Raw genomic sequence first — 22,206 nt, 5'->3', positions numbered from 1 at the left:
GATGGGGCGTTGAAGATATATTGTGGTTTTTTGAATGTAAAGGGGGACAAGGAATGAAATCGCTAGGGAAAGCTTCGCTGGCAACAATGGCCATGGCCGCATCACTCACTGTGTGCATTTCCGGCTGCGCAAGCGGCAGCGGCGGAGGAAACACCTCAACCGGCAGCTCCAACAACAAGCCTGTGAACGGAGGAACACTGACTTTAGGGGAAACGACCAAGTGGGAGGATATGTGGGTCCCATTGATGAACGATGCAAGCCCCACCTTCGCGATGTGGGGTCTGTCGTTTGACAGCCTGATGACTTGGGATAACAATCTAAGCGTCAAACCCCAGATAGCTCAATCTTGGAAATACACGGACAGCACGCACAAGACGTTGGACGTCAAACTGAATCCCAAGGCGCACTGGTCGGATGGGAAACCTATTACTTCCGACGATGTCTTGTTGTTCTTGAACTTTATTGGCTCTAAGGCCTATCAGGACCAATTCCAGGGCGAATACGGTTACCTCGTCAGTCCGTTGAAGGGGTCCGACCAAGTCCTCAAGGGCACTGTGAAATCGTTCGCCGACACGGGCGGGTTCAAGAAGATCAGCGATCAAGAATTCCAGGTCACCGTGTCGAAGCCGGATCCGGCGTTTATTGCGAACTACGTCGCGAATTGGATACCATTTCCATCCCACGTATGGGGCAAAACGCCATTTGACCAGTGGCAGGATGCCAGTTTCGACAAGAAGCCGACCGTGGTTTCTGGTCCGTATGTCCCCACACAGGTGAACGGGCAGAGCAATGTTGAATACAAAGCAAATGAAAATTATTACAAAGGGAAACCGCACATCTCAAAGATCGTGCTTAAGTATGTAAGCGAGAACGTGCTGCCTACTCTGCTTGAGAACGGGCAGATAGACATGAACATCGAGGGTAACAATCTTGACTTTGACTCCTTTGTAAAAATGAAACAAGATCCTAATTTAGGAACCCATGCGCAGCCGGCATTGAGTTATGGTTATGTCGGTTTGCGAATGGATAAGCCGAAGTTCCAAAATGTCAAGCTGCGCCAGGCGATGGAATACGCGATTAATAGAGAGGCCATCTGCCAGGGGGTGTACAAGGGACTGGCAAAGCCGGCCTACGGTCCGCTACTGCCCAATACCTGGGCGAGCGCGACGCCGCAGGAGGGCATGAACACCTACAAGTATGACCCGAAAAAGGCGGAGCAGCTCCTGGACGAAGCCGGGTTCAAATTGCCTAAGGGGCAGAAATGGAGAATTGATCCCGAGACCGGCCAGGCTGAGACGTACCATTTGGTTTTCTCCAGTGGCAGCCCGCAAGTTCAAGCCATTTGCGATGAAGTCGCCAGCGATTTGCAGAAGGTCGGCCTGCACGTGGTGACCGATACACCGCTTGACTTCAACACGATGCTGAAGAGAATGAGCACGAAGGACCCGAAACTCGATATGTTCTTCTTGGCCAATTCTCTCACGGTTGATCCGGATCCGCGCGGCGTATGGATGTCGAACGATGCCCAGAACTTCGACCAGTGGAAGGATCCCCACAATGACGCGCTGATTGAAAAGACGTTCAGCGAAAAGGCGTTCAACAAGAACTATCGCAGGCAGGCCTTTGTGAATTGGCAGCTGTACGTAAATCAACAGCTCCCGATGCTGTTCATCTACAACCGCGACGACATCTGGGCGTACAATAAAAGAGTCCATATTCCTCAAAGCGATTGGTTGATAGGGGCGACCCCAAGCGGGCAGACGGACATCCAGGATTGGTGGATTTCGCAGTAGCGGCTGTGTTTGTTGCTGCTCGCTCGGTAGCGGGCAGGGCGGGGCCCAGGCCCCGCCCAACTGACTTCAGGGAGGGGACCCTATGGGAGCCTATATTTTACGTCGGCTCCTCGGCATGATTCCGATGCTGTTTGCCATCACCGTATTCGTCTTTTTGCTGATGCACGCAGCTCCTGGAAACGCGATAGACGGGATGCTCAATCCCCGCATTCAGAACATCGATCAGCTCAAACAGCATTTGCGCGAGATCAACGGACTCAACAAGCCACTCTGGCAGCAATATGTAATCTGGTTGCGGAATTTCGTGCAAGGCAATTGGGGTTATAGCTTTTCTCAACATGTGCCTGTTCGCGATGTAATCGGTCCCGCATTGGTTAATACCCTGCTCTTGGCCGCCATGGCTGAGGTTTTTATCCTCATCATCGGGGTTCCGCTCGGTATTTATCAATCACGGAATCCGTACGGCGGTTTTGATAACACGGCTTCCGTCGTCAACCTGATATTGTTTTCCATACCTTACTATATTGTAGGTATTTTTGCCATTTATCTGTTGGCTATCAAGTTGCCGATATTTCCGTCTCAGAATGCGGTGGGGACCGGACCAGACGCTGGGACGCTGATGGATCACATTTATCATGCGCTGTTGCCGGCACTGAGCGTGGCCCTGACATCCAGCGCCGTGTACAGTCGCTACACTCGCGGCAGCATGCTCGATGTGGCCAGGCGCGATTTCACACGCACGGCCTACGCGAAAGGACTGCGGGAGGGCGAGGTCTTTCGCAAGCATGTCTTTCGCAACGGCATGATTCCTATCGTCACCCAGTTTGGCTTTGACATCGGCGGTCTAATTGGCGGGGCGGTCATTGTGGAGAACCTGTTTGCGTATCAGGGGATGGGGTATGTGACGCTGCAAGCGGCCACCACACAAGACTACAACGTCATCATGGCCACGACGTTGTTGATTGCGATCGGGGTGTTGATTGGCAATTTGATTGCGGACATTCTCTACGCGGTGGTGGATCCACGGATCCGTTACGATTGATTGGGGGGCTCGGCATGGCGACGAATATGTTGATTCCGGAAACATCCACCGACCCCGGAAAGCTGAATGCACGACGTTCCAGTAAAAGCCCCAACCGCCTGGCCATGGAACGGTTTATGAAAAACAAGATGGCTGTAGCCAGCGTAATTGTGCTACTCCTAATCGTAGCGATGAGCCTGGCGGCTCCTCTGCTCACCCACTGGAATCCCCGTCAGGTCAACTTGATGATAGCGGACCAACCTCCATCTGCGCAGCACCTTCTCGGCACGGATGACCAGGGAATTGACTACCTGGCGCGCGACTTGTATGGAGGTCGGGCGGATTTGCTGATTGGATTCGTGGACATGGTGTTCGTCATGGTCATCGGCATCGTGCTGGGAGGCCTGGCCGGCTACTACGGCGGTTGGATAGACTCGATAATCATGCGCTTTTGTGACTTCATGTTCAATTTCCCTTTCATCCTGCTCATCATCGTGATTGTGGCGGTCTTCAACTTCTCGAACATATGGTTGCTGATATGTGTCATTGCCTTCACATCGTGGCCTGCCATCGCTCGCCTGGTGCGAGGACTGTTCCTCAGCCTGCGTGAGAGTGAATATGTGTTGGCGGCGCAAACCGTTGGAGCCGGGGTGTGGAGGATTATACTGAAGCACATGCTGCCTAACAGTATCGGACCCCTGGTGGTCAACGCGACCTTGCTAATGTCGAATCTCATTGGTGCGGAGGCCGCCCTGGCGATTGTCGGATTTGGCGTGAAGCAGCCGTCACCGTCGTGGGGCAATGTACTCAGTGGGGCGCTCAACTTCTTGGTCTTGCAATCGGAACCCTGGGCGTGGATTCCGCCGGCGTTCCTCATAACCCTAACCATCCTGTGCATGAACTTCATCGGGGATGGATTGCGGGATGCCTTCGATCCTACATTTGAGAAATAGCTTTGCGTACTCTGTTCACCTGCTTGCTTCAGGCGCTCTAGTCGTCCATCGAATTTGGCAGGTCGACGGCGTTATGCGCCCAGTGTGTGCCGTGGTCCACGGCCAACTTTACGACCGTGCTGCCGAGGGATAGAATTCACAGTATGGTGGTCGAGGAGGTTGGGAGATGCACAAACGCACCTGGGCTGTGACGGTCAGCGCGGCAACGGCTGTGTTGCTCACCCTGGCTGTGGGTGGGTGCAGCAGGGGGACGAAAGCGAGTTTGGCCACGCAGTCCTCGACCAGCGGCAGACCAGACACGCTGACCTACGGATCGCTTACGGATATCACTACCTTGAATCCGGTTTATATCACGGATGCCGTCTCTCGAGGGGCGGCGACGCTCGTATATGCCCCGCTCTATGATTTCGACCGCCAGGGCCGTCGCACGGTAGAACCTTGGGACCTGGCGGCCGCGCCGCTGGAAATCAGCAAAGATGGCAGGACGTACACCGTCAAGCTGAAGACCAACGCGAGATGGAGCGACGGCAAGCCGGTGACAGCGGATGACCTCATCTTTACCATTGAGATGATTAGGAACTCCAAGGTTGGTTCTCCGGATCGTACAGAGTTTGACAAGGTGAAGAGCCTCCACAAAGTGGATGCGCACACGGTGCGCATCACGTTGGACAGCGTGTACGCCCCGTTTGGCGACTATTTGGCCGAGCTGATGCCGATTCCCGAACATGTGTTGAAAGGTGTGCCCGCGAGCCGTTTGCGAGAGGCGGCGTTCGGTATGGATCCGAGCCATACGGTGTCCGATGGACCGTGGCGGTGGAAAGCTTGGAAGCCGAAGCAGTATCTTGAATTTGACCAAAGTCCCAACTATTGGGGTCCAAAGCCGCGCATCAAGAAGGTCGTCTACAAGATCTATGCCTCCGGGAACGCGTTGACCGAGGCGTTGATGCGGGGCGATGTGGACATGGATACGACCATCCCGTGGGACCAGCTTGGCACGGTGCGGCAGAGTGGCAACGTCCGGGTTCTCGCCAAACCGGGTCCGCAGTACGAGTTCATAGCTTTTAACTTCAACGCGACCAATTTCCCAGGTGATTTTGATCCGTTCGCCGACCCGACAACACGTCAAGCCATCTATTACGCCCTGGATCGCAAGGCGATGGTGCGGTCCATTCTCGAGGGTGACGGCGCGGTCATCGATTCGCCGTTTCTGCCGCATACGTGGTACGACGTGGACAACCAAGCCACACACTACACCTACAACTCGGCTAAGGCGAAGCGCCTGCTCAAAGCCGCCGGGTGGGAGCCGGGGCCGGGTGGCGTGCTGGAGAAGGATGGCCATCCGTTCCGCTTCGAGCTGCAGTACAACGCCGGGGACACGCGGCGTGAACAGACGGTTGCGGTGGTGAAACGGGAACTGAAGGCGGTCGGGATTGAGGTCATTCCGAAAGCTGTCGATTTTTCGGATTGGATGAATCAGAACCTCAAGCCGGGCAAGTTTCAGGCCGTATTGCTGGCTTGGTCTCTGGACACACCGGACCCGGACCAGGAATCGATTTTCAGTTCCAAATACTTTCCGCCCTACGGAAACAACATAGGATGGTACAAAAACCCTCAAACCGATCAACTGTGGATAGCCGGGAATGGCACCGTGAACGAGCAGGATCGGGAGCGGGTGTATGGGCAAATTGCGAAGGACTTCTCCGAGGACCCTCCGTATGTGTTCCTGTATCAGTACGGGACGCCGATGGGCTACTCGTCGCGGGTGCATTGGCGGGCTGCCGATGCGCCGGAACCGAGTTTGGCGCAAGGGTCTTTGTACCACATCGAGAATTGGTGGCTGTCCAGCCCCTGAATTGGCATGGACTTCTCCTATGGCCTCGGTTACGGTAAATTCGAAAGAGGCTGTAGGTTGTGGGAGGCTGCTGCCCTTGATCTCAACATCCGCATCCTCGCGTGCGCGGGTTCGACGCAACCGCCTGTTGCTCCTGTCGGGAGGCTTGATTGTCGTCCTGTTTGCCGTGGCCTTTGCGGTCATGACCAGACAAGCATTGCGCCTGCGGGCGGAACATTCCTCGGAGTTTGCTGCCTATGTCCTCTCGCACCACCTCGGACGGGCTGAGATCACCACCGACGCGACCGGGTTCCAGACCGACTTTTGTGTGCTGCAGTTGAATCAGCCGCCCAAGGGGGGGAACCTCCGCCAGGACGTGGTGAAGTGGATGCATGTCTACGCGGAACTGGACGGGGGCACCAACCTTACGGTGGTCTATCATGATCCCAAATTGGCCCGCACCGTTACAGAGGCGGACGCCGTGTATCGCCCGGCCACCCATCGTGTCTACGTGACGATTCATGCAGGGCCGCAGGCCGGCAGTTATGAGCAGCGGGTCCATTGGGCCATCCCTGTTGGCTGAGCATCCGCCGGTGGTGGAGACTTCTCTCACTGTGGTTCATTGATGGGCGTTTCGGAATTCCTTGGGAGATTGTCCCGTCCACCGTGCAGGCAATCAGGTGATGCCTGCACCGCATGATTTTGCCTGCGCGTGGCACCTTATGCACGGTGAGGTTCCACGTGGGAGGGACGCATCGTGCATGCGAGCATCTGGTCTGCTGTGCCGTTTCTGGTCGTCATCCCGGTTGCCCTGGTGACGCGCCAGGTTTTGCCCGGGCTGATGCTCGGGCTGTTGACAGGAGCATACATGCTCCACCCGGCCCCCTTGGCCGGCATACAGGCCTTGCTGTCGTACATTGTTAAGGAGATTGCGGTTCCGGACAACCTGCGCCTGCTGGTGTTTCTGTATGGGTTTGGCGCCTTCGTAGGTTTGGTGCGCGTCACAGGCGGAGTGACCGGCTTCGCCGAGTGGATGAGCCAGCGCGTGCGAACGGAGCGGGGCGCCTTTGCGGTGACGTGGCTCTCTTCTTTGGTGACCTTTATGGCTCCCGATTTTCGTATTATCACCGTAGCGCCTGTGATGGAAAGGGTGTTCTCGCGGCTCAAGGTGGCCACGCAAAAGGTGGCCTTCGTGATTGACGCGACCTCCACTCCGGTCTGCGCCTTGATTCCGATTGGCACCGCGTTCGTCGGCTACATGGTCGGGCTCATCGCCACCGCCGGCCGGCACCAGGCGGTCGCAGGCTCTCCGTACCGGCTCTACCTCATGAGCATTCCCTTGAATTTTTTTGCCATCGCCATGATCTTCTTCGCGCTCTACCGGACCTTTTTTGTGCGTGAGCCCCGCGCCGCGGCGGCGAACGAGGCCGATTCCCAAGACAGGGCAACTCTTGATTCGCAACAGCACGGCGGGAATGGCCGCATGCGCCTGCGTGTCGCCCCTCAGGTAGCGTACCTGGAAGCCGCCGGGGAACTGGCTCCGCCTGTGCGTGCGGGTGTCAGGCAGGCTGCTGGGGCTCCGGCCGGCGCTCTGTCCACAGCGGACAGGGAGGCTGAAGATTCCTATCCGGATGTGATGGAGTTGGTGGCTGAGCGGGTGCCGCCGGACACCTTCAATCTCGTCCTGCCGCTCGGTCTCTTATTGGGGTTGACGCTGTTTCTCACTTGGTGGGACGGTCACGCGCGAGCTCCTGGCTTGTGGGCGGCGTTGGCTCAGGCCAACGCGGCCAGGGCGATGTTGGAGGCGCTCCTGCTGACGCTGCTCGTCAGCACGGTCTGGTACGCGGCGCGCAGGCAACCGGTGGACCGGATTTTGTTCGGCGTGCTGCAGGGCGGCAATGAGATGATGGGTGTCAACGTACTCTTGGTGTTGGTCTGGGCCGTGTCGGCGGTGTCCACCGACCTGGGCTTCAACACGTACGTGGAGCGGACGATAGGCCACCTGGTGCCCACCAGCCTGATAGCGCCGGTCCTGTTCCTATTTGGATCCGCGATCTCGTACGTCATCGGATCGTCCTTCGGCACCTGGGGCATCCTGTTGCCGCTCGGTTTCAGCCTCGCGGCCACCACGCACACGGCGTTGCCGCTGATTGTCGGCGCGGTGTTTGCGAGCGGCACGTTTGGCGGCTTTGCCTCGCCGCTGAGCGACAACACGGTGGCGATGGCGACCGTCATGCGCCTGCCTGTGATGGACTACGCGCGCATGAAACTGCGCGCCGCCCTCTGGGTGGCCGCTGCTTGCACGCTGGCCTACGCGGCGGCGGGCGTGGTTCTGCGCTGACGCACCAGGGCTTCCGCCAAGCGCGACATGCGCGTGGGGCGGGCGCCTGTGCGGGCGAGGCCACAGGAGCTTGTTATCGTTTGCCGGGATTGGTAGAGTGATAGCTGGCGATCACGCTAGGAGAGGGAGTGCAGACAGACATGGTTCAGCTGGATCTGAGGTTTGTCGGCGGTGCCGCGGCGGAGCACGAATGGCTGCAGCTGCAGCCGATGGTGGATGCGTGGCACAGTCGCCTGCACCAGGGACAGGTTCCGGGCGGCGATTTTTTAGGCTGGCTTCACTTACCCTCTCAAACTCTCAACTCTGGCCTGGACAGCCTGCTGGAAACCGCGGCGCAAATTCGGGAACAGTCGGATGCCGTGGTGGTCATCGGCATTGGCGGATCGTACCTGGGGGCCAGGGCCGCGTTTGAGTGGTGTCAACCGGAGTATTACAATCAGCTTCCGGCCGCCGTACGCAAGGGGCCGGAATTGTATTTCGCCGGCAACCACCTGAGCGCCGATGCGCTGAACGACCTTTTGCGCGTGCTCGAGGGCAAGCGGGTGACGCTCAACGTCATTTCGAAGTCGGGAACGACCACGGAGCCGGCGGTGGCTTTCCGCGTTCTGCGCGCCTGGCTGCTGAAGCGCGCGGGGAAAGAGGAGGCTCGCCAGCGTATCGTGGCGACCACCGACCGAGCCAAGGGGGCGTTGCGTCAGTTGGCCGAGGAGGAGGGATATCGGACATTCGTCGTTCCCGATGACGTCGGCGGTCGCTACTCGGTCCTGACTCCTGTCGGCCTGTTGCCACTTGCCTCGGTCGGCATCGATGTTCGTGAGCTGCTTACAGGTGCGGCGGAGATGGAAGAGGCGCTCAACACCCCGTCTTTGGCGGACAACGCCGCGTACCGCTATGCCGCGGTCCGCAACGTCCTATACCGGCGCGGCAAGACGACAGAGGTGCTGGCGGTGTACGAACCGGCCCTGCGCCAGTTCGCGGAATGGTGGAAGCAGTTGTTCGGGGAAAGCGAAGGCAAGGACGGAAAGGGCATTTATCCGTCTTCCCTCGGCTTCACGACCGACTTGCACTCGCTGGGCCAGTACGTGCAGGAGGGCCTGCGCACTTTGTTTGAGACGGTTGTGCAGATTGAGCGTTCCGCAAGTGAAGTGCAGGTGCCGTCGGACCCGACGCTGGACGACGGGTTGGAATACCTGGCCGGCCGCGGGATCTCCTGGGTCAACGACCAGGCGCGGCTGGCGACAGCGCTGGCGCACGCGGACGGCGGTGTCCCCAACCTCTTGGTATCGGTACCCGACCGGAGCGCCCGCGCCCTCGGCGGACTGTTCTACTTCTTTGAACTGGCCTGCGCCATGAGTGGCCTGCTGCTTGGTGTCAACCCGTTTGATCAGCCCGGTGTCGAGGCCTACAAGAAGAACATGTTCGCTCTGCTCGGCAAGCCGGGTTTTGAGGCCCAACAAAAGACCATCCAGGAGCGGATTTCCCGCTACGGCGAGGCTTGAACCGGCGCACGGACACCGCTGGCCGGCCGGGGGCGCGATGGCGTAGAGGATCCGAAATAGGTACGTCGAGGATTCGGAACAGGTACCAAAGGGTCGTCCGAGCTGGTCGCCAGGAGGCCGGCATACAGGGCATACAGGGCTGCACGGGGTTTCCCGGGCAGCCCTGCCGGCCTTTGGGCGGCGGCGCCGGCGTGCCTTCGTTCTCCTTTATGAGGTAAACTATCTGTGGTACGTAATATTCGCCGATGGAAGCGGCCCTGTTCAGTCGTAGGCGGATGATTTCGACCGCGTTGGGGGGTGGAACTTATCGACGACCCAAAGTCTCTGCTGCGCAGCTTTCTGTGGTCCAAAAAGTGGGCCTACGGGCTGTCCAGCCTGTCCATCATTGCGTCGGAAATCGTTACCGTACAGTTTCCGTACGTCTTGGGTAATTTCACGGACGCGCTGCAGGCCAGACGGCTGACGGGGCACAGCATTGCGATGTACAGCCTCACCCTGCTCGCCATCGGCGCTCTCTATATGGTCTTGTACGGCATCGGCCAGTTGATGAACGGGCACTTGGGGCGCGCCTTTGAATACCAGCTGCGGGAGCGGATGTTCCTGCACTGGGAGCGGCTGTCGGCCGCCTATTTCCACAGGCGCAGCACCGGCGATCTGCTGAATCACGCGCTCAATGACGTGCGCGCTGTCCGGGATGCTTTGTCCGGCGGTATGAACATCCTGTTCAACGCCGTCTTCCTGCTGTTGTCGGCCTTGTACATGACCTTTCGTACGGTCAGTGTCAAGTTGACCCTGGTGGCCATTATTCCTATTTTGTTTGTCCCCTTGTTTGTCGTCTTCCTCGGCCCGCGCCTGCGCGACGCTTCGCGCCAGGTACAGGAGGCTCTGTCGGACGTCGCGGACCTGGCCGAGGAGAGCCTGTCGGCCATCCGCGTCGTGAAAGCAACGTCCAACGAGGCCGTCGAGGCCCGCCGCTTCCGGACCCGCCTGGACGCCATTGTGGTACGGCAGATGGCGATGTTTCGTCGCAGCGCCACGTTTCAGTCACTCATTCCTTTGATGGGTTCCATCAGCTTTGCCATTGCCCTGCTCTATGGCGGCTACCTGACCGTCTCTGGGCGCATCCACCTGGGCGAGTTCGTGGCTTTCACGCTGTACCTGACGATGATGATCCAGCCGCTGCAGCAGTTGGGCTCTGTGTTTAACAATTTCCAGCGCGCTTCCGCTTCTCTGCGGCGCTTGACCGTGCTGCTGACGGAAGAGCCGGACATTGCCGATGCGCCTAAGCCGGTTCAGCCCGGGCACATCAAGGGCGAGGTCGAGGTGCGCCTTCCCGAGTACCGCTATCCGGGAGGGAACCGGGCCGTGCTGCGCCAGGTTCAATTTCACATCCCGGCCGGACAGACCCTGGGCATCATCGGGCGCACCGGCAGCGGCAAGACCACGCTGGTCAATCTCTTGCCACGCATCTTTGATCCGCCCCCGGGTACGGTCTTTATTGACGGCATTGACGTCCGCGACCTGGCGCTGGCCGATCTTCGCCAGGCGATAGCCTACGTGCCACAGGACGGGTTCTTGTTTTCGACGAGCATAGGCGAGAACATCGGCTTTTCCCGCGAGACGGCGACCCAGGGGGAGATTGAGGAGGCGGCGCGGCTGGCCTCCATTCATGACGAAATTGTCGATTTCCCGCAGGGCTACGACACTCTGGTCGGCGAACGCGGCATCACGCTGTCGGGCGGTCAGCGGCAGCGGGCGGCGATTGCCCGTGCCCTGCTCAAACAGGCGCCCATCCTTATCCTGGACGACAGCCTGTCGGCGGTGGACATGAACACGGAAAAGCGTATTTTGGAGAATTTGCGGCGTGTCCGGCGCGGACGGACAACGATTGTCATCTCTCACCGGTTGTCCGCCGTGCGCCATGCGGATCGGATTCTTGTTCTGGATGACGGAGAGGTTGTGGAACGCGGTACCCACGATGAACTGGTGGCCAAAGGCGGCGTGTACGCGTCCATCTACGCGATGCAGGAAGGGGGAGCAGTCGGGTGAATCGGGACCCCCACGCACCCGCCGCGGGTTCTGGCGCGGGCGCCGGCATGCACAGCCTGACACGGCTCCTGCCTTACGCGCGCCCGTACATCTGGAACTTTCTTGCCGTTATGGGGCTGGTGGTGATTTTCAACACCGCCTCCGTCCTTCAACCGTACCTGGTGAAAATCGCGATTGACGACGACATTTCCGTCTCCCGTCCGAACATGCACGGGGTCTTGGTCATCAGCCTGGTGTACATTGGCGTCGTGGTGGTCGGGGTGGTGGCCAATTACCTACAGATCCAGCTGCTACAGTACACCGGGCAGAGCATCGTCCAGCGCATCCGCCAGGACCTCTTTGAACACATCGAACGCCAGTCGATGTCGTTTTTCGATGAACGCGCACTCGGGCGTCTCGTCACCAACGTGTCCAGCGACACGGAGACGGTTAGCCAGTTTTTCACCCAGTTCTTTCTCAGTCTTATTCGCGACGGCTTGTCGGTTGTGATGATTGTGGTGGCGATGTTTCAACTCGATGCCCGCATCGCCCTCGAATGCATGATAGTCATTCCTGTTATTTTTTCCATTTCGCTATTGTTTCGGCGCCGGTTGCGGCAGCGCTACCAAACCACCCGGACCCGCCTCTCGAACATAGTCGCTTTTCTCGCGGAGAATCTGGCCGGCATGCGTATCATCCAGATCTTTCGCCAGGAGGACCGGCAGGCCCGCGCGTTTGCCGACCTCAATGGCCTGCATTACCGGGCCAACGTCGCCGAGTACCGGCTGTCGGTGATGTTCAACCGCTCGCTGGAGTTGCTTGGCAATGTGGCCGTGGCCTTGATGGCCTGGGTGGGTGGTACGGCGGTGCTGCACCATGCCATCTTGTTCGGCACTCTGTACGCTTTCATCAGTTACATCCGGCAGTTCTTTCAGCCCATCAACTCCATCACGCAGCAATGGAACACCCTGCAATCGTCGATGGTGGCCGCCGAGCGCATCGGCGGCGTGCTGCGGGTGCAACCCGCGATTGTCGATCCTGTGCAGCCGGTGCGAATCCAGGCAAGCCAGGTGCGGGGACGGGTGGAGTTCGACCACGTGTGGTTTGGCTATCGGGATGGCCAACCGGTGCTCAAAGACATCGATTTCACTGTGGAACCGGGCCAGTTCGTCGGCGTCGTCGGGGCGACCGGGGCGGGCAAGAGCTCCATCATGAACCTGCTGCTGCGCTTTTATGATCCGTCCCGCGGTTCCATCCGGATTGACGGGGTGGATATCCGCACCATGGCGCAAGCGGACCTGCACCGCTTGGTCGGCATGGTGCAGCAGGATGTTCACCTGTTCACCGGCACCGTGCTCGACAACATTCGTCTGTTCCGCGACGACATCGACGAGGCGCAGGCCATCCGCGCCGCCCGCACGGTCGGCGCACACCGGGTGATTGAGCGGCTGCCGGACGGTTACCAAACCCAGCTTTTCGCCAAGGGGGCCAATTTGTCCATGGGCGAGCGTCAGCTCATCGCGTTTGCCCGCATCGTGGCTTTGAACCCGCGCGTGCTGGTGCTGGACGAGGCGACCGCCAATTTGGACAGCCGGACGGAGGAGTGGGTGCAGCGAGGGCTGGCCGCGGTGGCTGAAAACCGCACGACGCTGGTGATTGCCCATCGGCTGTCGACAATCCGCGAGGCGGACCGCATCCTTGTACTCGACCGGGGGCGGATTGTCGAGTCCGGGCGGCACGAGGAGCTGTTGCGTCTGGACGGTTACTACGCACAGTTGCACCGCAAGTCGGGCATTGAGGACGGCATAGAGGCGCACGGGCAGGGGCGCCGGATGCAACGCGGCATCCGGTAGTTCCTTGGGCCCGGCGCGCGTATGTTATGATAGGAAGGATGCGAGAGGATTGGGAGGATGATTGGTGGCTGGTTCCTGGAACGAATTTGAGGTGCGCAAGGTGCGCGTGGGGGCGGTTTTATCCGCGACCTGGGCCCAGTATCGGGCCCATGTTCGCTACTGGCTCACCGCGTCGGTGTGCATCCTAGTGCCGTATTTAGTCCTTCTTGGCATTTTTGACTACCACGCCGTAAGTCAATGGACCGACGTCTTTCAGTCCATCTTAAACCATAACAAGTCGCTTGAGCAGTGGCTCAACGCAACCCAGGCGGACACGGCGGAAGCAGACAACACGGCGGTGGTTGCGGTGCTCGGGTTGCTGCGCGCGTTGGTCGTGATGCCGCTGTTGTTCGGGATGGTGCTGCGCCTGCCCTTGAGTCTGTCGGCCACCGGCGACACCCCGGCTTTGGACGATGCCCTGTCCACATCAGCCCGCCGCCTCCTGGCGGTGGCGGTGACCACGGTTTTATGGTGGTTCCTGTGGCTGGCTGTGGTGACGGCCCTCGTCTTTGTCGCCGGACTGATTATGTCGTTCGCATTTGCTTTGATTGGTCCGGTTTCTGTCGTGGTTGCCCTGGCCGCGGCCGTGATTGGAGTTTGGATTGCGGTGCGCTTTTCCCAGGTTTCCCCCATCGTCTTTGCGGAGCCGTTGCTGCTGTGGGCCGCCATTCGCAGGTCGTGGGTGTTGACCCGCAAGCAAGGCTGGCGGGTCTTCTGGGTATTTGTCATCACCTACTTTTTCATTACGCTCGTGCAGGCGGTGATTGGCGCCCTCATGGCCGGGTTGGTCCACAACTCGACGGCCATCCTCGTAGTCAACGGCATTGTCCTTGTGTTCACGTCCCCGTTCACCATGCTTGCCCAGGCCAACCTGTACGTTCATCTGCGCGACGGGCGCGGTTGATTGGGGACGACCCTATCGTCCGCAGCGCCGCACCCGGGCGCCGCTGCCGGTTCAAGGAGGTGATGGGATGCCCTGGATGGGACGCTGGCTGCGTCTGCCGCATGCCGTCCTGTGCGGCTGGATTGCGTGGTTTGCCGTCTATGCGATGCGCCCGCTTTCCGATCCGGACACTCCCTGGCACCTGGCAGCCGGCCGTTACATCCTGGATCGGCATGAGGTGCCCACCACGGATCCGTTCTCCTGGACAATGCACGGTCACCCTTGGGTGACCCACGAGTGGCTGTTTGAGGTCGTCCTGGCGGCGTTGGTGGGACACTTTCAATTCTTCGGGGCATGGCTGCTGTACGCCGGCCTGCACGCGTTCACGGTGCTGGTCCTGTATCGCTTGGGAATCCGCGTTTCCCGGGGCGCTCGTCTGAGCAGTGCTCTGGCGGCCTGTGCGGCGACTTGGGTGGCGCTCGACTTCTGGACCCTGCGCCCGCAGTTGGTCTCGTATCTCTTGTTTGCTGTCTTCCTCTGGTTGTTCAGCCACGTCCGGGAAGGCCACTGGGGGGCGGTGTGTCTCATACCGCCCCTGTTGTGGCTGTGGGCCAACGCCCACGCGTCGGCCAGCATCGGTGTGGTCATGATTGGCTTGGAGGTCCTGCTGAGCTTTGTCCCTTCCCTGGGCCGGCTGCAGGGGTTTTCTCTGTCCTGGCCGGCCCGTCTGCAGTTGGTCGGGGCGGGTGGGATTGGCTTTGTCCTCGGGCTGTTCAATCCGAACCACCTGCAGACGTTCACCTATGGGCTGTTATCCACCAACAAGGACTTGGTGGACAACATCATGGAGTGGCACTCGCCCGACTTTCACACCCAATCCTTCCAACAGGTCGTGCTGCCGTTTCTTATCGTTGTGTTTTTGCTGCTGCTCGCGCGCCGGCGCCAGCTGCCGCTGCGCGAAACCCTGTTTTTTGGCGGCTCTTTCGCGGTGACGCTCATCTACCAGCGTTTCCTGCCTTACACGACCATCTGCGCTGTTCCGCTCATCGCCGCGGTCCTGTCCGACTGGGAGGAGTCCCTTCGCGACTTGTTGGCTTGGCCATGGCTGCGCCTCGGGGAGAGCGTTCTCACCGCCGCGGGGGTGGCCGCGTCCATCGTGTTCTGTGTCGAGCATGGGAACCAGGTCCGGGGCCCCGTGGACAAACACTTCAGCACCAGCGCCTATCCCGTGGCGGCCGTCAACTACCTGCTTCAGCATGGGTTAACGCACCGTCTGCTCAACGCCTACGACTGGGGCGGGTATCTGATTTACCGCGGCATTCCGACGTTTGTTGATGGCAGGACGGATGTGTTTTTGGCCAGCGGGGTGTTCGATGATTACTTGGCCCTGCAGAACATATGGTGGCAGTGTCCAGAGCTTTTGGACAAGTACCGTTTTGAAACCGCCCTGTTCCCTCCGGGAGATCCCATCGTCACCTACCTGGAAAGCCAACCGGATTGGCGCATCGCCTACCAGGACACAACGGCGGTCGTGCTGGTGCACCAATCTTCCCATTCTCCGGCCAAGGGTTGAGGACCGCCCCTGTGATTCTGGGTCGCTCAACTCGGCACACGCCCATGGCCGCTCGTGCATAGGGTAAGCGAGGGTATGCCATGCGTATGGAAGGGCGGAATGGAGGATGTTCATCTATACGGTCAAGCCGGGCGACAGCATCAGTTCCATTGCCAATCAGTTGGGTGTCTCAACCCGGCGCATCATACGCTTGAACGAACTGGGTCAACGGGACCGGTTGACCCCTGGTCTGCACCTTTTGCTGCCCGCTCGAGACCGCTACATGGCGCAGCCGTACCAGGTCCGGGCGGGCGACACACTGGCGCAGATTGCGCGTCGCGTCGGGGTGAGCGACCAATTGCTGCGGGCGTGGCTCAGCCAACGGGAAGTCGAGGCGCTGCAAGCCGGGACGACATTATATGTGCCCAAACCGGTCCCGCAAAAGCGCACGATTGAAGTGAACGCCTATCTGCTGCCAGAGGGGAGCGCCAGTGACGCAAACGTGGTCAGGGAAATCCAAAACCTCACCTACCTGTCCATCTTCAGCTACCAGGCGCGGGCGGACGGATCTCTTGAGCCGCAGCGGGACGAACAGGCGTTGCGAGCCGCCCGCCAATTGGGGATACAGCCGCTCATGACGATGACCAATTTTGACGGTAACACGTTTAACACCGAACTCGCGCATACCATCCTCAGCAACGCTTCGCTGCGCGGGCGCCTCCTCAACAACGCCATGGAGACAGCCCGTAGCAAGGGATTCTCCGGTTTGAACATCGACTTCGAACACCTGCGTCCCGGCGACAGGCAGTTGTACAACCAGTTTGTCCGCGAGGCGGCGGCCGCGTTGCGCAGCCAGCGAATGTCCGTCTCCATTGCCTTGGGCCCGAAGACCCAGGACATGCCGACGGCCTCCTGGATGGGCGCCTTTGACTACCGCGCCCTGGGCGAAGCGGTGGATTTCCTGATGCTGATGACGTATGAGTGGGGGTGGGTCGGTGGCCCGCCGATGGCGGTGGCTCCGATTGACCAAGTGCGAGCCGTGTTGAATTACGCGACCTCGCAGATGGACTCGCGCAAGATCTTGATGGGCATGGCGCTGTACGGCTACGATTGGACGCTGCCCTGGCGCCCCGGCGAACGAGCCTCCGGGTTGTCCTGTGAAGCGGCGATGGAGTTGGCCATCGAGCGGGAGTCCGAGGTGCTGTGGGACACGCGCGCCGCATCTCCGTATTTCCACTACACGGACGGGGAGCGCCGGCAGCACGTGGTGTGGTTTGAGGATGCCCTGAGTGTGGCTGCGAAGTTCAGCCTGGTCGAGTCGTACAATCTGCGCGGCCTGAGCTACTGGGTACTGCCCAACAGCTTCGCGCAGAATTGGTATTTGCTTGACGACGTGTTCGACGTCCGGCGTGGGCAGCCCGTTCCTACACCGCAGCCGGGGGCGTCCGCCCAGGGCCGCCGCAGGCGCCGCCGGTGACGGGCCATCCGGGCGCTTGGGCTGATGCCACCGCGAGGACACGCAGAATGTACGGGATCTGGAAAGCCAGGAAGTCGCCTCTGGGCCGCGCGGGTGCAGGCCCGCGCGTCGCCCAGTCGGTCTTCAGCCGGGTGTCGTGGCTTTGAGCATGGAATCGGGCAGCAGTTCCTTGACAGATTGAGGCAACGCGAAGGCCGCCCTGTGCAGTTCCGCGTTGTACCACCGCGTGTTCCAGGGCAGACGGTGGCGAGGGACGCTCAGATCCAGTCCCTTGCTGCCGGCGGTGAAGGTGAACAGGCCGCCCGGGTAGGTCGGTATGGTCGTCCAGTACACCTGGCAGGACGGGAAACGGTCCGCCACGTCGCGGCTGACGCTGCGGAGCACGTCCGGATCGTAAAACGGGGTGCCCGAGTGCTGCACGTAGGCACCGCCTGGTTTGAGCGCGCGCAAAACGGAGGCGTGAAACTCGGGTGTATACAGCCACTGGCCGGAGCTGGTGTCTGGATCGGTCGAATCGACCAGGATTAGGTCGTACGACTCGGGACGGACGTGTTCCAAGAACTGGGCTCCGTCCTGGTAGGTGATGGCCAGCCTGGGATCCTGCAGGCTGCGCGTGTGTCGGGGCAGGTAGGTGCAGGAGAGGCTGACCACTTCCTCGTCAATCTCCACCATACGCAGCTCCTGCACGCGCGGGTCCTGCAGCACCGTCGAAGCCAATCCGCAGTCCCCGCCGCCGAGAATCAGCACTCGTTGCGGGTTCTCGTGGGCCGCCAGCGGGACACCGGCGAGCATCTCGTGGTAGATGTATTCATCTCCGGACGTGGTCTGCATGACGCCGTCGAGCACGAGCGCCGTACCAAACTCTTCCGTTTCGACAAACTCGATCCGCTGGTAACGAGACTGCCCCGAGTACAGCATTCGGTTCACTTTCCAGCCCAAGAAGTGTCCCGGGGCTGCAGGCTCGTGAAACCAAAACGGCAACGCCCATCTCCTCCTTGCGACATGACTTCCCTATCAGTTTAGCAGACTTGCGGAATCGATGCCGGCGGGCAGCCTCGCGGTATGTCGGAGAAATGACACCACAGCCCGCGCGCGACAAGGTACAATGGGATTGGCGCCCTGGACGATACGGGCGGCTGGATTGAGAAACATGCAATGCTAGGAGGGCGTCCCTCGTGATGGACATGGACCGCAAAGACATCCTGGCAACGAACATTCGGGAACTGTTGATTCCGGTGCAAAACGTGGCCTGCGTACAGCCATTCAACAACCTGGAGCACGCGCTCTTGGTCCTGGTCAAGAGCGGGTATTCCGCGATTCCAGTACTGGATACACGGTCGCGGGTCCGGGGCATCATCAGCAAGACGATGATTCTCGATTCCATCCTGGGCAACGAGCGTATCGAGTTTGAACGACTGTCGGAAGCAACAGTGGAGCAGGTGATGAAGACGGAGGCGCCGTGCATCCAGGCGACGGAATCGTTTTTAAGAGCACTGGAGTTGTCCATCAACCGGCCGTTCCTGTGCGTGACCAACGAAGACGGAGAACTGCTGGGGCTCCTGACGCGTCGGGCATTGCTGGTCCTGTTGTACAAACACGTGCGGGAGAGGAGAGATTAGAGGCCTCCTCGATCACTGCAGGGATGGCGTGGGAACCTGGGTGGCTGGGGGCGCCCGGCAGCGGACGGAGTCTGAATGGTGGGATTCAGGCTTGCGGGACCGTGAGGTCTCGACGCCCATCCTTGCTGTCGAGTTTCGCAAAAATTTTTAGTTGCCACAGCAGGACTTTCGAGCAGAGTGTCGAATAAGCATCTATAAAGTCGCACTAATTTGATGGTAGAGACATCGAAACCGCTTTCTGCGAGGTAGGGAAGGGTGCCGTGTGACGACCATATACGACATTGCCAAGCGAGCGGGTGTCTCGGCCGCCACGGTGTCCAAAGTTCTCAATGGGTACCGAGATGTCAGTCTGGCAACTCGCCTGAAAGTACAGCGGATAACCGAGGAGCTTGGTTATCGACCCAACGCCATCGCCAGGAGCTTGGCGACCAAACGCACGATGTGCATTGGGGTGTTCTTTGAGGACTACGTCAATGTAGGATTGCGGCACCCGTTTTTCAGCGACCTGATTTCCGCATTCCAGGATGTGGTCGGGCGTCAGGGCTACGATGTGCTGTTCTTTGCGGACCGGCAGCTGGAGCAAGCGGTCAGCGGCTTTGAAGCCCGCGCTAGGCATCGCGAGGTCGATGGGGTGCTTGTGTTTGGCGTTCCCCGGCGCGACCCGGGGTTGCCGGAGCTGGCCAACAGCCAGATCCCGTGCGTGTTTGTGGACCTGGACTTGATTGGCTCACGGGCAAGTTACCTGACGTCGGACAATGTCGGCGGAGCGGTGGCTGCCGTCCGCTATCTGGCAGACTGTGGGCACAGGGAAATCGCTTTCCTCGGAGACCAGCTGGCGACAAAGCCGGGCCAAGACCGATTGATTGGGTACCAGCAGGAGTTGCGCAGACGCAATCTTCCGTTTCATCCAGAGTGGGTTTTGAAAGGCGATTTTATGGAGGAAAGTGGCTATCAGGCTGCCTGTCGTCTGCTTGACTGCGCACATCGTCCAACCGCCGTGTTCTGTGTGAGTGACCTCATGGCGATTGGCGCCATCCGCGCCTTTCGTGACCACGGGCTGGAAGTGGCGCGCGACATTTCGGTGATAGGTTTTGACGATATCACATTGGCGCGTTATGTGACTCCCGGTTTGACCACTATCCGCCAGCAACGGGAGGAGATGGGGAGAAAGGCGGCGGCGGAATTGCTTGGGTTGATAGCGGACCCGAGCAAGCTGCCCTCCATCATCACCGTTCCGACGGAATTGGTCGTGCGGGAGACGGTGGGACCCCCAATTCACTTAGGATAGAAGGGCCAGGAACGCATGGGCGAAAGGGCAGGCTCGCCAAGTCGGCCGCCCTGTCCTGTATCTGCCCGTACAGAGAAAGGGGGAGGGGCGGATGTGGTGCCGCGCACCTACACCTTGAAAACGCATTCAAGCGACGGCCCGTGCGCACCGGCTGCCGTGGGAGCGATGGTGTGCAAGTACTCCATGGGTGTTCAAGTACGATGCTTTTGTGGACATGTAAAGGAGGTCGAGTGTAGAGATGACAAGGGCCTGGAAAATGGGAAGCGCAGCGGCGGTAGCGATAGCGCTTTCGGCAGCGGCCGCTGGGTGTGGAAGCAGCTCCGGCGGCAACAGCAGCGGCAACTCTTCCGGGAAGGCCAACACGACCCAGTCGCAGGGCAGCACCCAGGGTCAACCCATCGTCATGGTGCCCGCGCCGTATGGCAGCTTTCAGCGCAACTTCAATCCGTTTCAATCGACGTCCAACCCGGGGACGGACGGCTTCATCTATGAACCGCTGTATTACTACAACCTTGTGGGACCCGAGAAGTACGGCATCCTGGGCAAGGACATGGCGTGGAGCAATGGCAACAAGACCCTCACGGTGACGCTGCGGGATAACGTCAAGTGGTCGGACGGTAAGAGGTTCACCTCGCAGGACGTGGTATACACGTTCAATCTGCTGAAGAAGAACCCTGGGCTCGATACCAGCGGAGTCTGGCAGGAACTGGCCGACGTGAAGGCGGACGGCGACAACAAGGTCGTGTTTGACTTCAAGAAGCCGGACGTGCCGTTTGCCATGTACGTGCTCGAAACGTACATCGTGCCGGAGCACATCTGGAAAAACATATCGGACCCAAGAAAGACCAACAACGAGAATCCGGTCGGCACCGGTCCGTACGTACTGGACACCTTCACCTCCCAAGACTACAAGTTCAAGGCCAACCCGAACTACTACCTGGGTAAGCCGCCCGTGCCGGAAATTGAAATCCCGTCCTACAACAGCAACGACTCGGCCAACCTGGCGCTGGCCAAGGGAGAAGCCGACTGGTCAAGCCAGTTCATCCCGAACATCAAGAACGTGTACACTTCCAAGAGTCCGAACAATCATTACTGGTTCCCGCCCAACAACAATGTTCAGGTGATTCCGAACCTAAAGAACCCGATTCTCAGCAATTTGACCGTGAGAAAGGCCATCAGCCTGGCGATTGATCGCAACGCGCTCATCCAGAAGGCAGAGTATGGGTACCCGCAGGCCTCCAATCCGACCGGGGTGCTGATGCCCATCATGAAGGATTGGCTGGATCCCAACCTGCCGAAACAGGACACCGAGTTCACGTACAACCAGCAGCAGGCTGTCAAGCTCCTGCAGGACGCGGGCTTCAAGAAGAACTCAAGCGGCATCTTTGAGACGCCGGACGGCAAGCCGTTGTCATTCACGATGCAGGTGGTCGCCGGCTGGACCGACTGGGATATGTCCGCTCAGCTGATTGCCCAGGATCTGCAGAAAGTCGGCATCAAGGTGCAGGTCCAGCAGCAGCAGTACGGCGGGTATATTTCGATGCTGCAGAACCACAAGTTCGACTTAGCAATTTATTCCTCTGGCACCGGTCCGAATCCGTACTATATTTACAAGACCACCTACGGCACCGGCGGCCCGCAGAATTATGAACAGTTCAGCAACGCGGAGGTTGACAAGGCCCTGCAGGCGTTCTCGACGACTACCGACGAGAACACCCAGAAGCAGGCGGTCTACAAGATTGAGAAGATTGTTGCCGAAAACCTGCCCACCATCCCGTTGTTTGAAGGGCCGACCTGGTACGAGTACAACGACAGCAAGTACACCGGTTGGCCGGACGCGTCCAATCCGTACGTGACGCCAGCCGCCTGGGCGTGGCCAGCGCCGGAGATTGTGGTCATGCACCTCAAGCCGCGGTCTTAATCGCCTGTTCACGGCTGACACAGCCGCTGTCGGCCGACGTGGCGCGACTGCCTATCCGGGCAGAAGGATGTCCAGTCCTTCTGCCCGGCGTATGTACAGACGAGTTGA

At 59.6% G+C, this 22,206-nt stretch carries 16 protein-coding genes; 15 read left to right on the top strand and 1 reads right to left on the bottom strand.

Going from position 1 to position 22,206, the window contains the following annotated elements; translation table 11 throughout:
- Nucleotides 1-20: 20 nt before the first annotated feature.
- The 12 genes from AK2_RS14620 to AK2_RS14565 all read left to right on the top strand — a co-directional run bounded on the left by AK2_RS14620 (nucleotide 21) and on the right by AK2_RS14565 (nucleotide 17,270).
- Nucleotides 21-1,793, top strand: coding sequence for an ABC transporter substrate-binding protein (locus tag AK2_RS14620; protein WP_157076368.1), 1,773 nt, complete (start codon nucleotides 21-23; stop codon nucleotides 1,791-1,793).
- A gap of 82 nt (nucleotides 1,794-1,875) precedes the next feature.
- Nucleotides 1,876-2,835: an ABC transporter permease gene (locus AK2_RS14615; protein ID WP_067936157.1), complete on the top strand. Its 960-nt coding sequence runs from the start codon at nucleotides 1,876-1,878 to the stop codon at nucleotides 2,833-2,835.
- A gap of 14 nt (nucleotides 2,836-2,849) precedes the next feature.
- Nucleotides 2,850-3,767, top strand: coding sequence for an oligopeptide ABC transporter permease (opp4C, locus tag AK2_RS14610; protein ID WP_245632933.1), 918 nt, complete (start codon nucleotides 2,850-2,852; stop codon nucleotides 3,765-3,767).
- A gap of 166 nt (nucleotides 3,768-3,933) precedes the next feature.
- The gene (locus tag AK2_RS14605; protein WP_067936151.1) at nucleotides 3,934-5,619 is read left to right on the top strand and encodes an ABC transporter substrate-binding protein; all 1,686 of its coding nucleotides are present in this window, start codon (nucleotides 3,934-3,936) and stop codon (nucleotides 5,617-5,619) included.
- 76 nt (nucleotides 5,620-5,695) lie between these two features.
- A complete protein-coding gene (locus AK2_RS14600; protein ID WP_067936148.1) occupies nucleotides 5,696-6,181 on the top strand; it encodes a hypothetical protein in 486 nt (161 codons plus the stop codon).
- A gap of 174 nt (nucleotides 6,182-6,355) precedes the next feature.
- On the top strand, nucleotides 6,356-7,939 hold the full coding sequence (locus tag AK2_RS14595; protein WP_067936144.1) for a Na+/H+ antiporter NhaC family protein: 1,584 nt from the start codon (nucleotides 6,356-6,358) through the stop codon (nucleotides 7,937-7,939).
- Between the two features lie 140 nt (nucleotides 7,940-8,079).
- Nucleotides 8,080-9,438 carry a glucose-6-phosphate isomerase gene (locus AK2_RS14590; RefSeq protein ID WP_067936209.1) on the top strand — a complete coding sequence of 453 codons (1,359 nt, stop codon included), beginning with the start codon at nucleotides 8,080-8,082 and terminating at the stop codon, nucleotides 9,436-9,438.
- Nucleotides 9,439-9,735: 297 nt separating this feature from the next.
- Complete coding sequence (locus tag AK2_RS14585) at nucleotides 9,736-11,487, top strand: ABC transporter ATP-binding protein (RefSeq protein ID WP_245632932.1); 1,752 nt, start codon at nucleotides 9,736-9,738, stop codon at nucleotides 11,485-11,487.
- A gap of 47 nt (nucleotides 11,488-11,534) precedes the next feature.
- Nucleotides 11,535-13,319 carry an ABC transporter ATP-binding protein gene (locus tag AK2_RS14580; RefSeq protein ID WP_067936190.1) on the top strand — a complete coding sequence of 595 codons (1,785 nt, stop codon included), beginning with the start codon at nucleotides 11,535-11,537 and terminating at the stop codon, nucleotides 13,317-13,319.
- A 64-nt stretch (nucleotides 13,320-13,383) separates the two neighbouring features.
- Nucleotides 13,384-14,262, top strand: a complete 879-nt coding sequence (locus tag AK2_RS14575; protein WP_067936141.1) for a hypothetical protein — start codon at nucleotides 13,384-13,386, stop codon at nucleotides 14,260-14,262.
- Nucleotides 14,263-14,329: 67 nt separating this feature from the next.
- On the top strand, nucleotides 14,330-15,814 hold the full coding sequence (locus AK2_RS14570) for a hypothetical protein (protein ID WP_067936138.1): 1,485 nt from the start codon (nucleotides 14,330-14,332) through the stop codon (nucleotides 15,812-15,814).
- Nucleotides 15,815-15,920: 106 nt separating this feature from the next.
- A complete protein-coding gene (locus AK2_RS14565) occupies nucleotides 15,921-17,270 on the top strand; it encodes a glycosyl hydrolase family 18 protein (RefSeq protein ID WP_067936135.1) in 1,350 nt (449 codons plus the stop codon).
- A gap of 123 nt (nucleotides 17,271-17,393) precedes the next feature.
- On the opposite strand, the gene speE is transcribed toward AK2_RS14565, so the two are convergent.
- Nucleotides 17,394-18,251: a polyamine aminopropyltransferase gene (speE, locus tag AK2_RS14560; protein ID WP_067936129.1), complete on the bottom strand. Its 858-nt coding sequence runs from the start codon at nucleotides 18,249-18,251 to the stop codon at nucleotides 17,394-17,396.
- Between the two features lie 197 nt (nucleotides 18,252-18,448).
- Here speE and cbpB point away from each other — a divergent pair, with 197 nt between their 5' ends.
- The 3 genes from cbpB (at nucleotide 18,449) to AK2_RS14545 (ending at nucleotide 22,098) form a co-directional block, all read left to right on the top strand.
- On the top strand, nucleotides 18,449-18,889 hold the full coding sequence (cbpB, locus tag AK2_RS14555; protein ID WP_067936187.1) for a cyclic-di-AMP-binding protein CbpB: 441 nt from the start codon (nucleotides 18,449-18,451) through the stop codon (nucleotides 18,887-18,889).
- A gap of 262 nt (nucleotides 18,890-19,151) precedes the next feature.
- Nucleotides 19,152-20,177: a LacI family DNA-binding transcriptional regulator gene (locus AK2_RS14550; RefSeq protein ID WP_067936125.1), complete on the top strand. Its 1,026-nt coding sequence runs from the start codon at nucleotides 19,152-19,154 to the stop codon at nucleotides 20,175-20,177.
- A 238-nt stretch (nucleotides 20,178-20,415) separates the two neighbouring features.
- Complete coding sequence (locus tag AK2_RS14545; RefSeq protein ID WP_083521254.1) at nucleotides 20,416-22,098, top strand: ABC transporter substrate-binding protein; 1,683 nt, start codon at nucleotides 20,416-20,418, stop codon at nucleotides 22,096-22,098.
- The last annotated feature ends 108 nt before the right edge of the window (nucleotides 22,099-22,206 follow it).

The organism is Alicyclobacillus kakegawensis NBRC 103104 (genome assembly GCF_001552655.1).
Lineage (GTDB): Bacteria > Bacillota > Bacilli > Alicyclobacillales > Alicyclobacillaceae > Alicyclobacillus_G > Alicyclobacillus_G kakegawensis.
Note: the sequence above shows the minus strand (reverse complement) of the source record. Positions and strands in the feature narration are given on the sequence as shown.

Excerpts from the sequence above, each read along its gene's own strand:
- AK2_RS14615 (WP_067936157.1), top strand. The coding sequence starts at position 1,876 with ATGGGAGCCTATATTTTACGTCGGCTCCTCGGCATGATTCCGATGCTG.
- AK2_RS14545 (WP_083521254.1), top strand. The coding sequence starts at position 20,416 with ATGACAAGGGCCTGGAAAATGGGAAGCGCAGCGGCGGTAGCGATAGCG.
- AK2_RS14590 (WP_067936209.1), top strand. The coding sequence starts at position 8,080 with ATGGTTCAGCTGGATCTGAGGTTTGTCGGCGGTGCCGCGGCGGAGCAC.
- opp4C (WP_245632933.1), top strand. The coding sequence starts at position 2,850 with ATGGCGACGAATATGTTGATTCCGGAAACATCCACCGACCCCGGAAAG.
- cbpB (WP_067936187.1), top strand. The coding sequence starts at position 18,449 with ATGGACATGGACCGCAAAGACATCCTGGCAACGAACATTCGGGAACTG.
- AK2_RS14605 (WP_067936151.1), top strand. The coding sequence starts at position 3,934 with ATGCACAAACGCACCTGGGCTGTGACGGTCAGCGCGGCAACGGCTGTG.
- AK2_RS14580 (WP_067936190.1), top strand. The coding sequence starts at position 11,535 with ATGCACAGCCTGACACGGCTCCTGCCTTACGCGCGCCCGTACATCTGG.
- AK2_RS14565 (WP_067936135.1), top strand. The coding sequence starts at position 15,921 with ATGTTCATCTATACGGTCAAGCCGGGCGACAGCATCAGTTCCATTGCC.
- AK2_RS14570 (WP_067936138.1), top strand. The coding sequence starts at position 14,330 with ATGCCCTGGATGGGACGCTGGCTGCGTCTGCCGCATGCCGTCCTGTGC.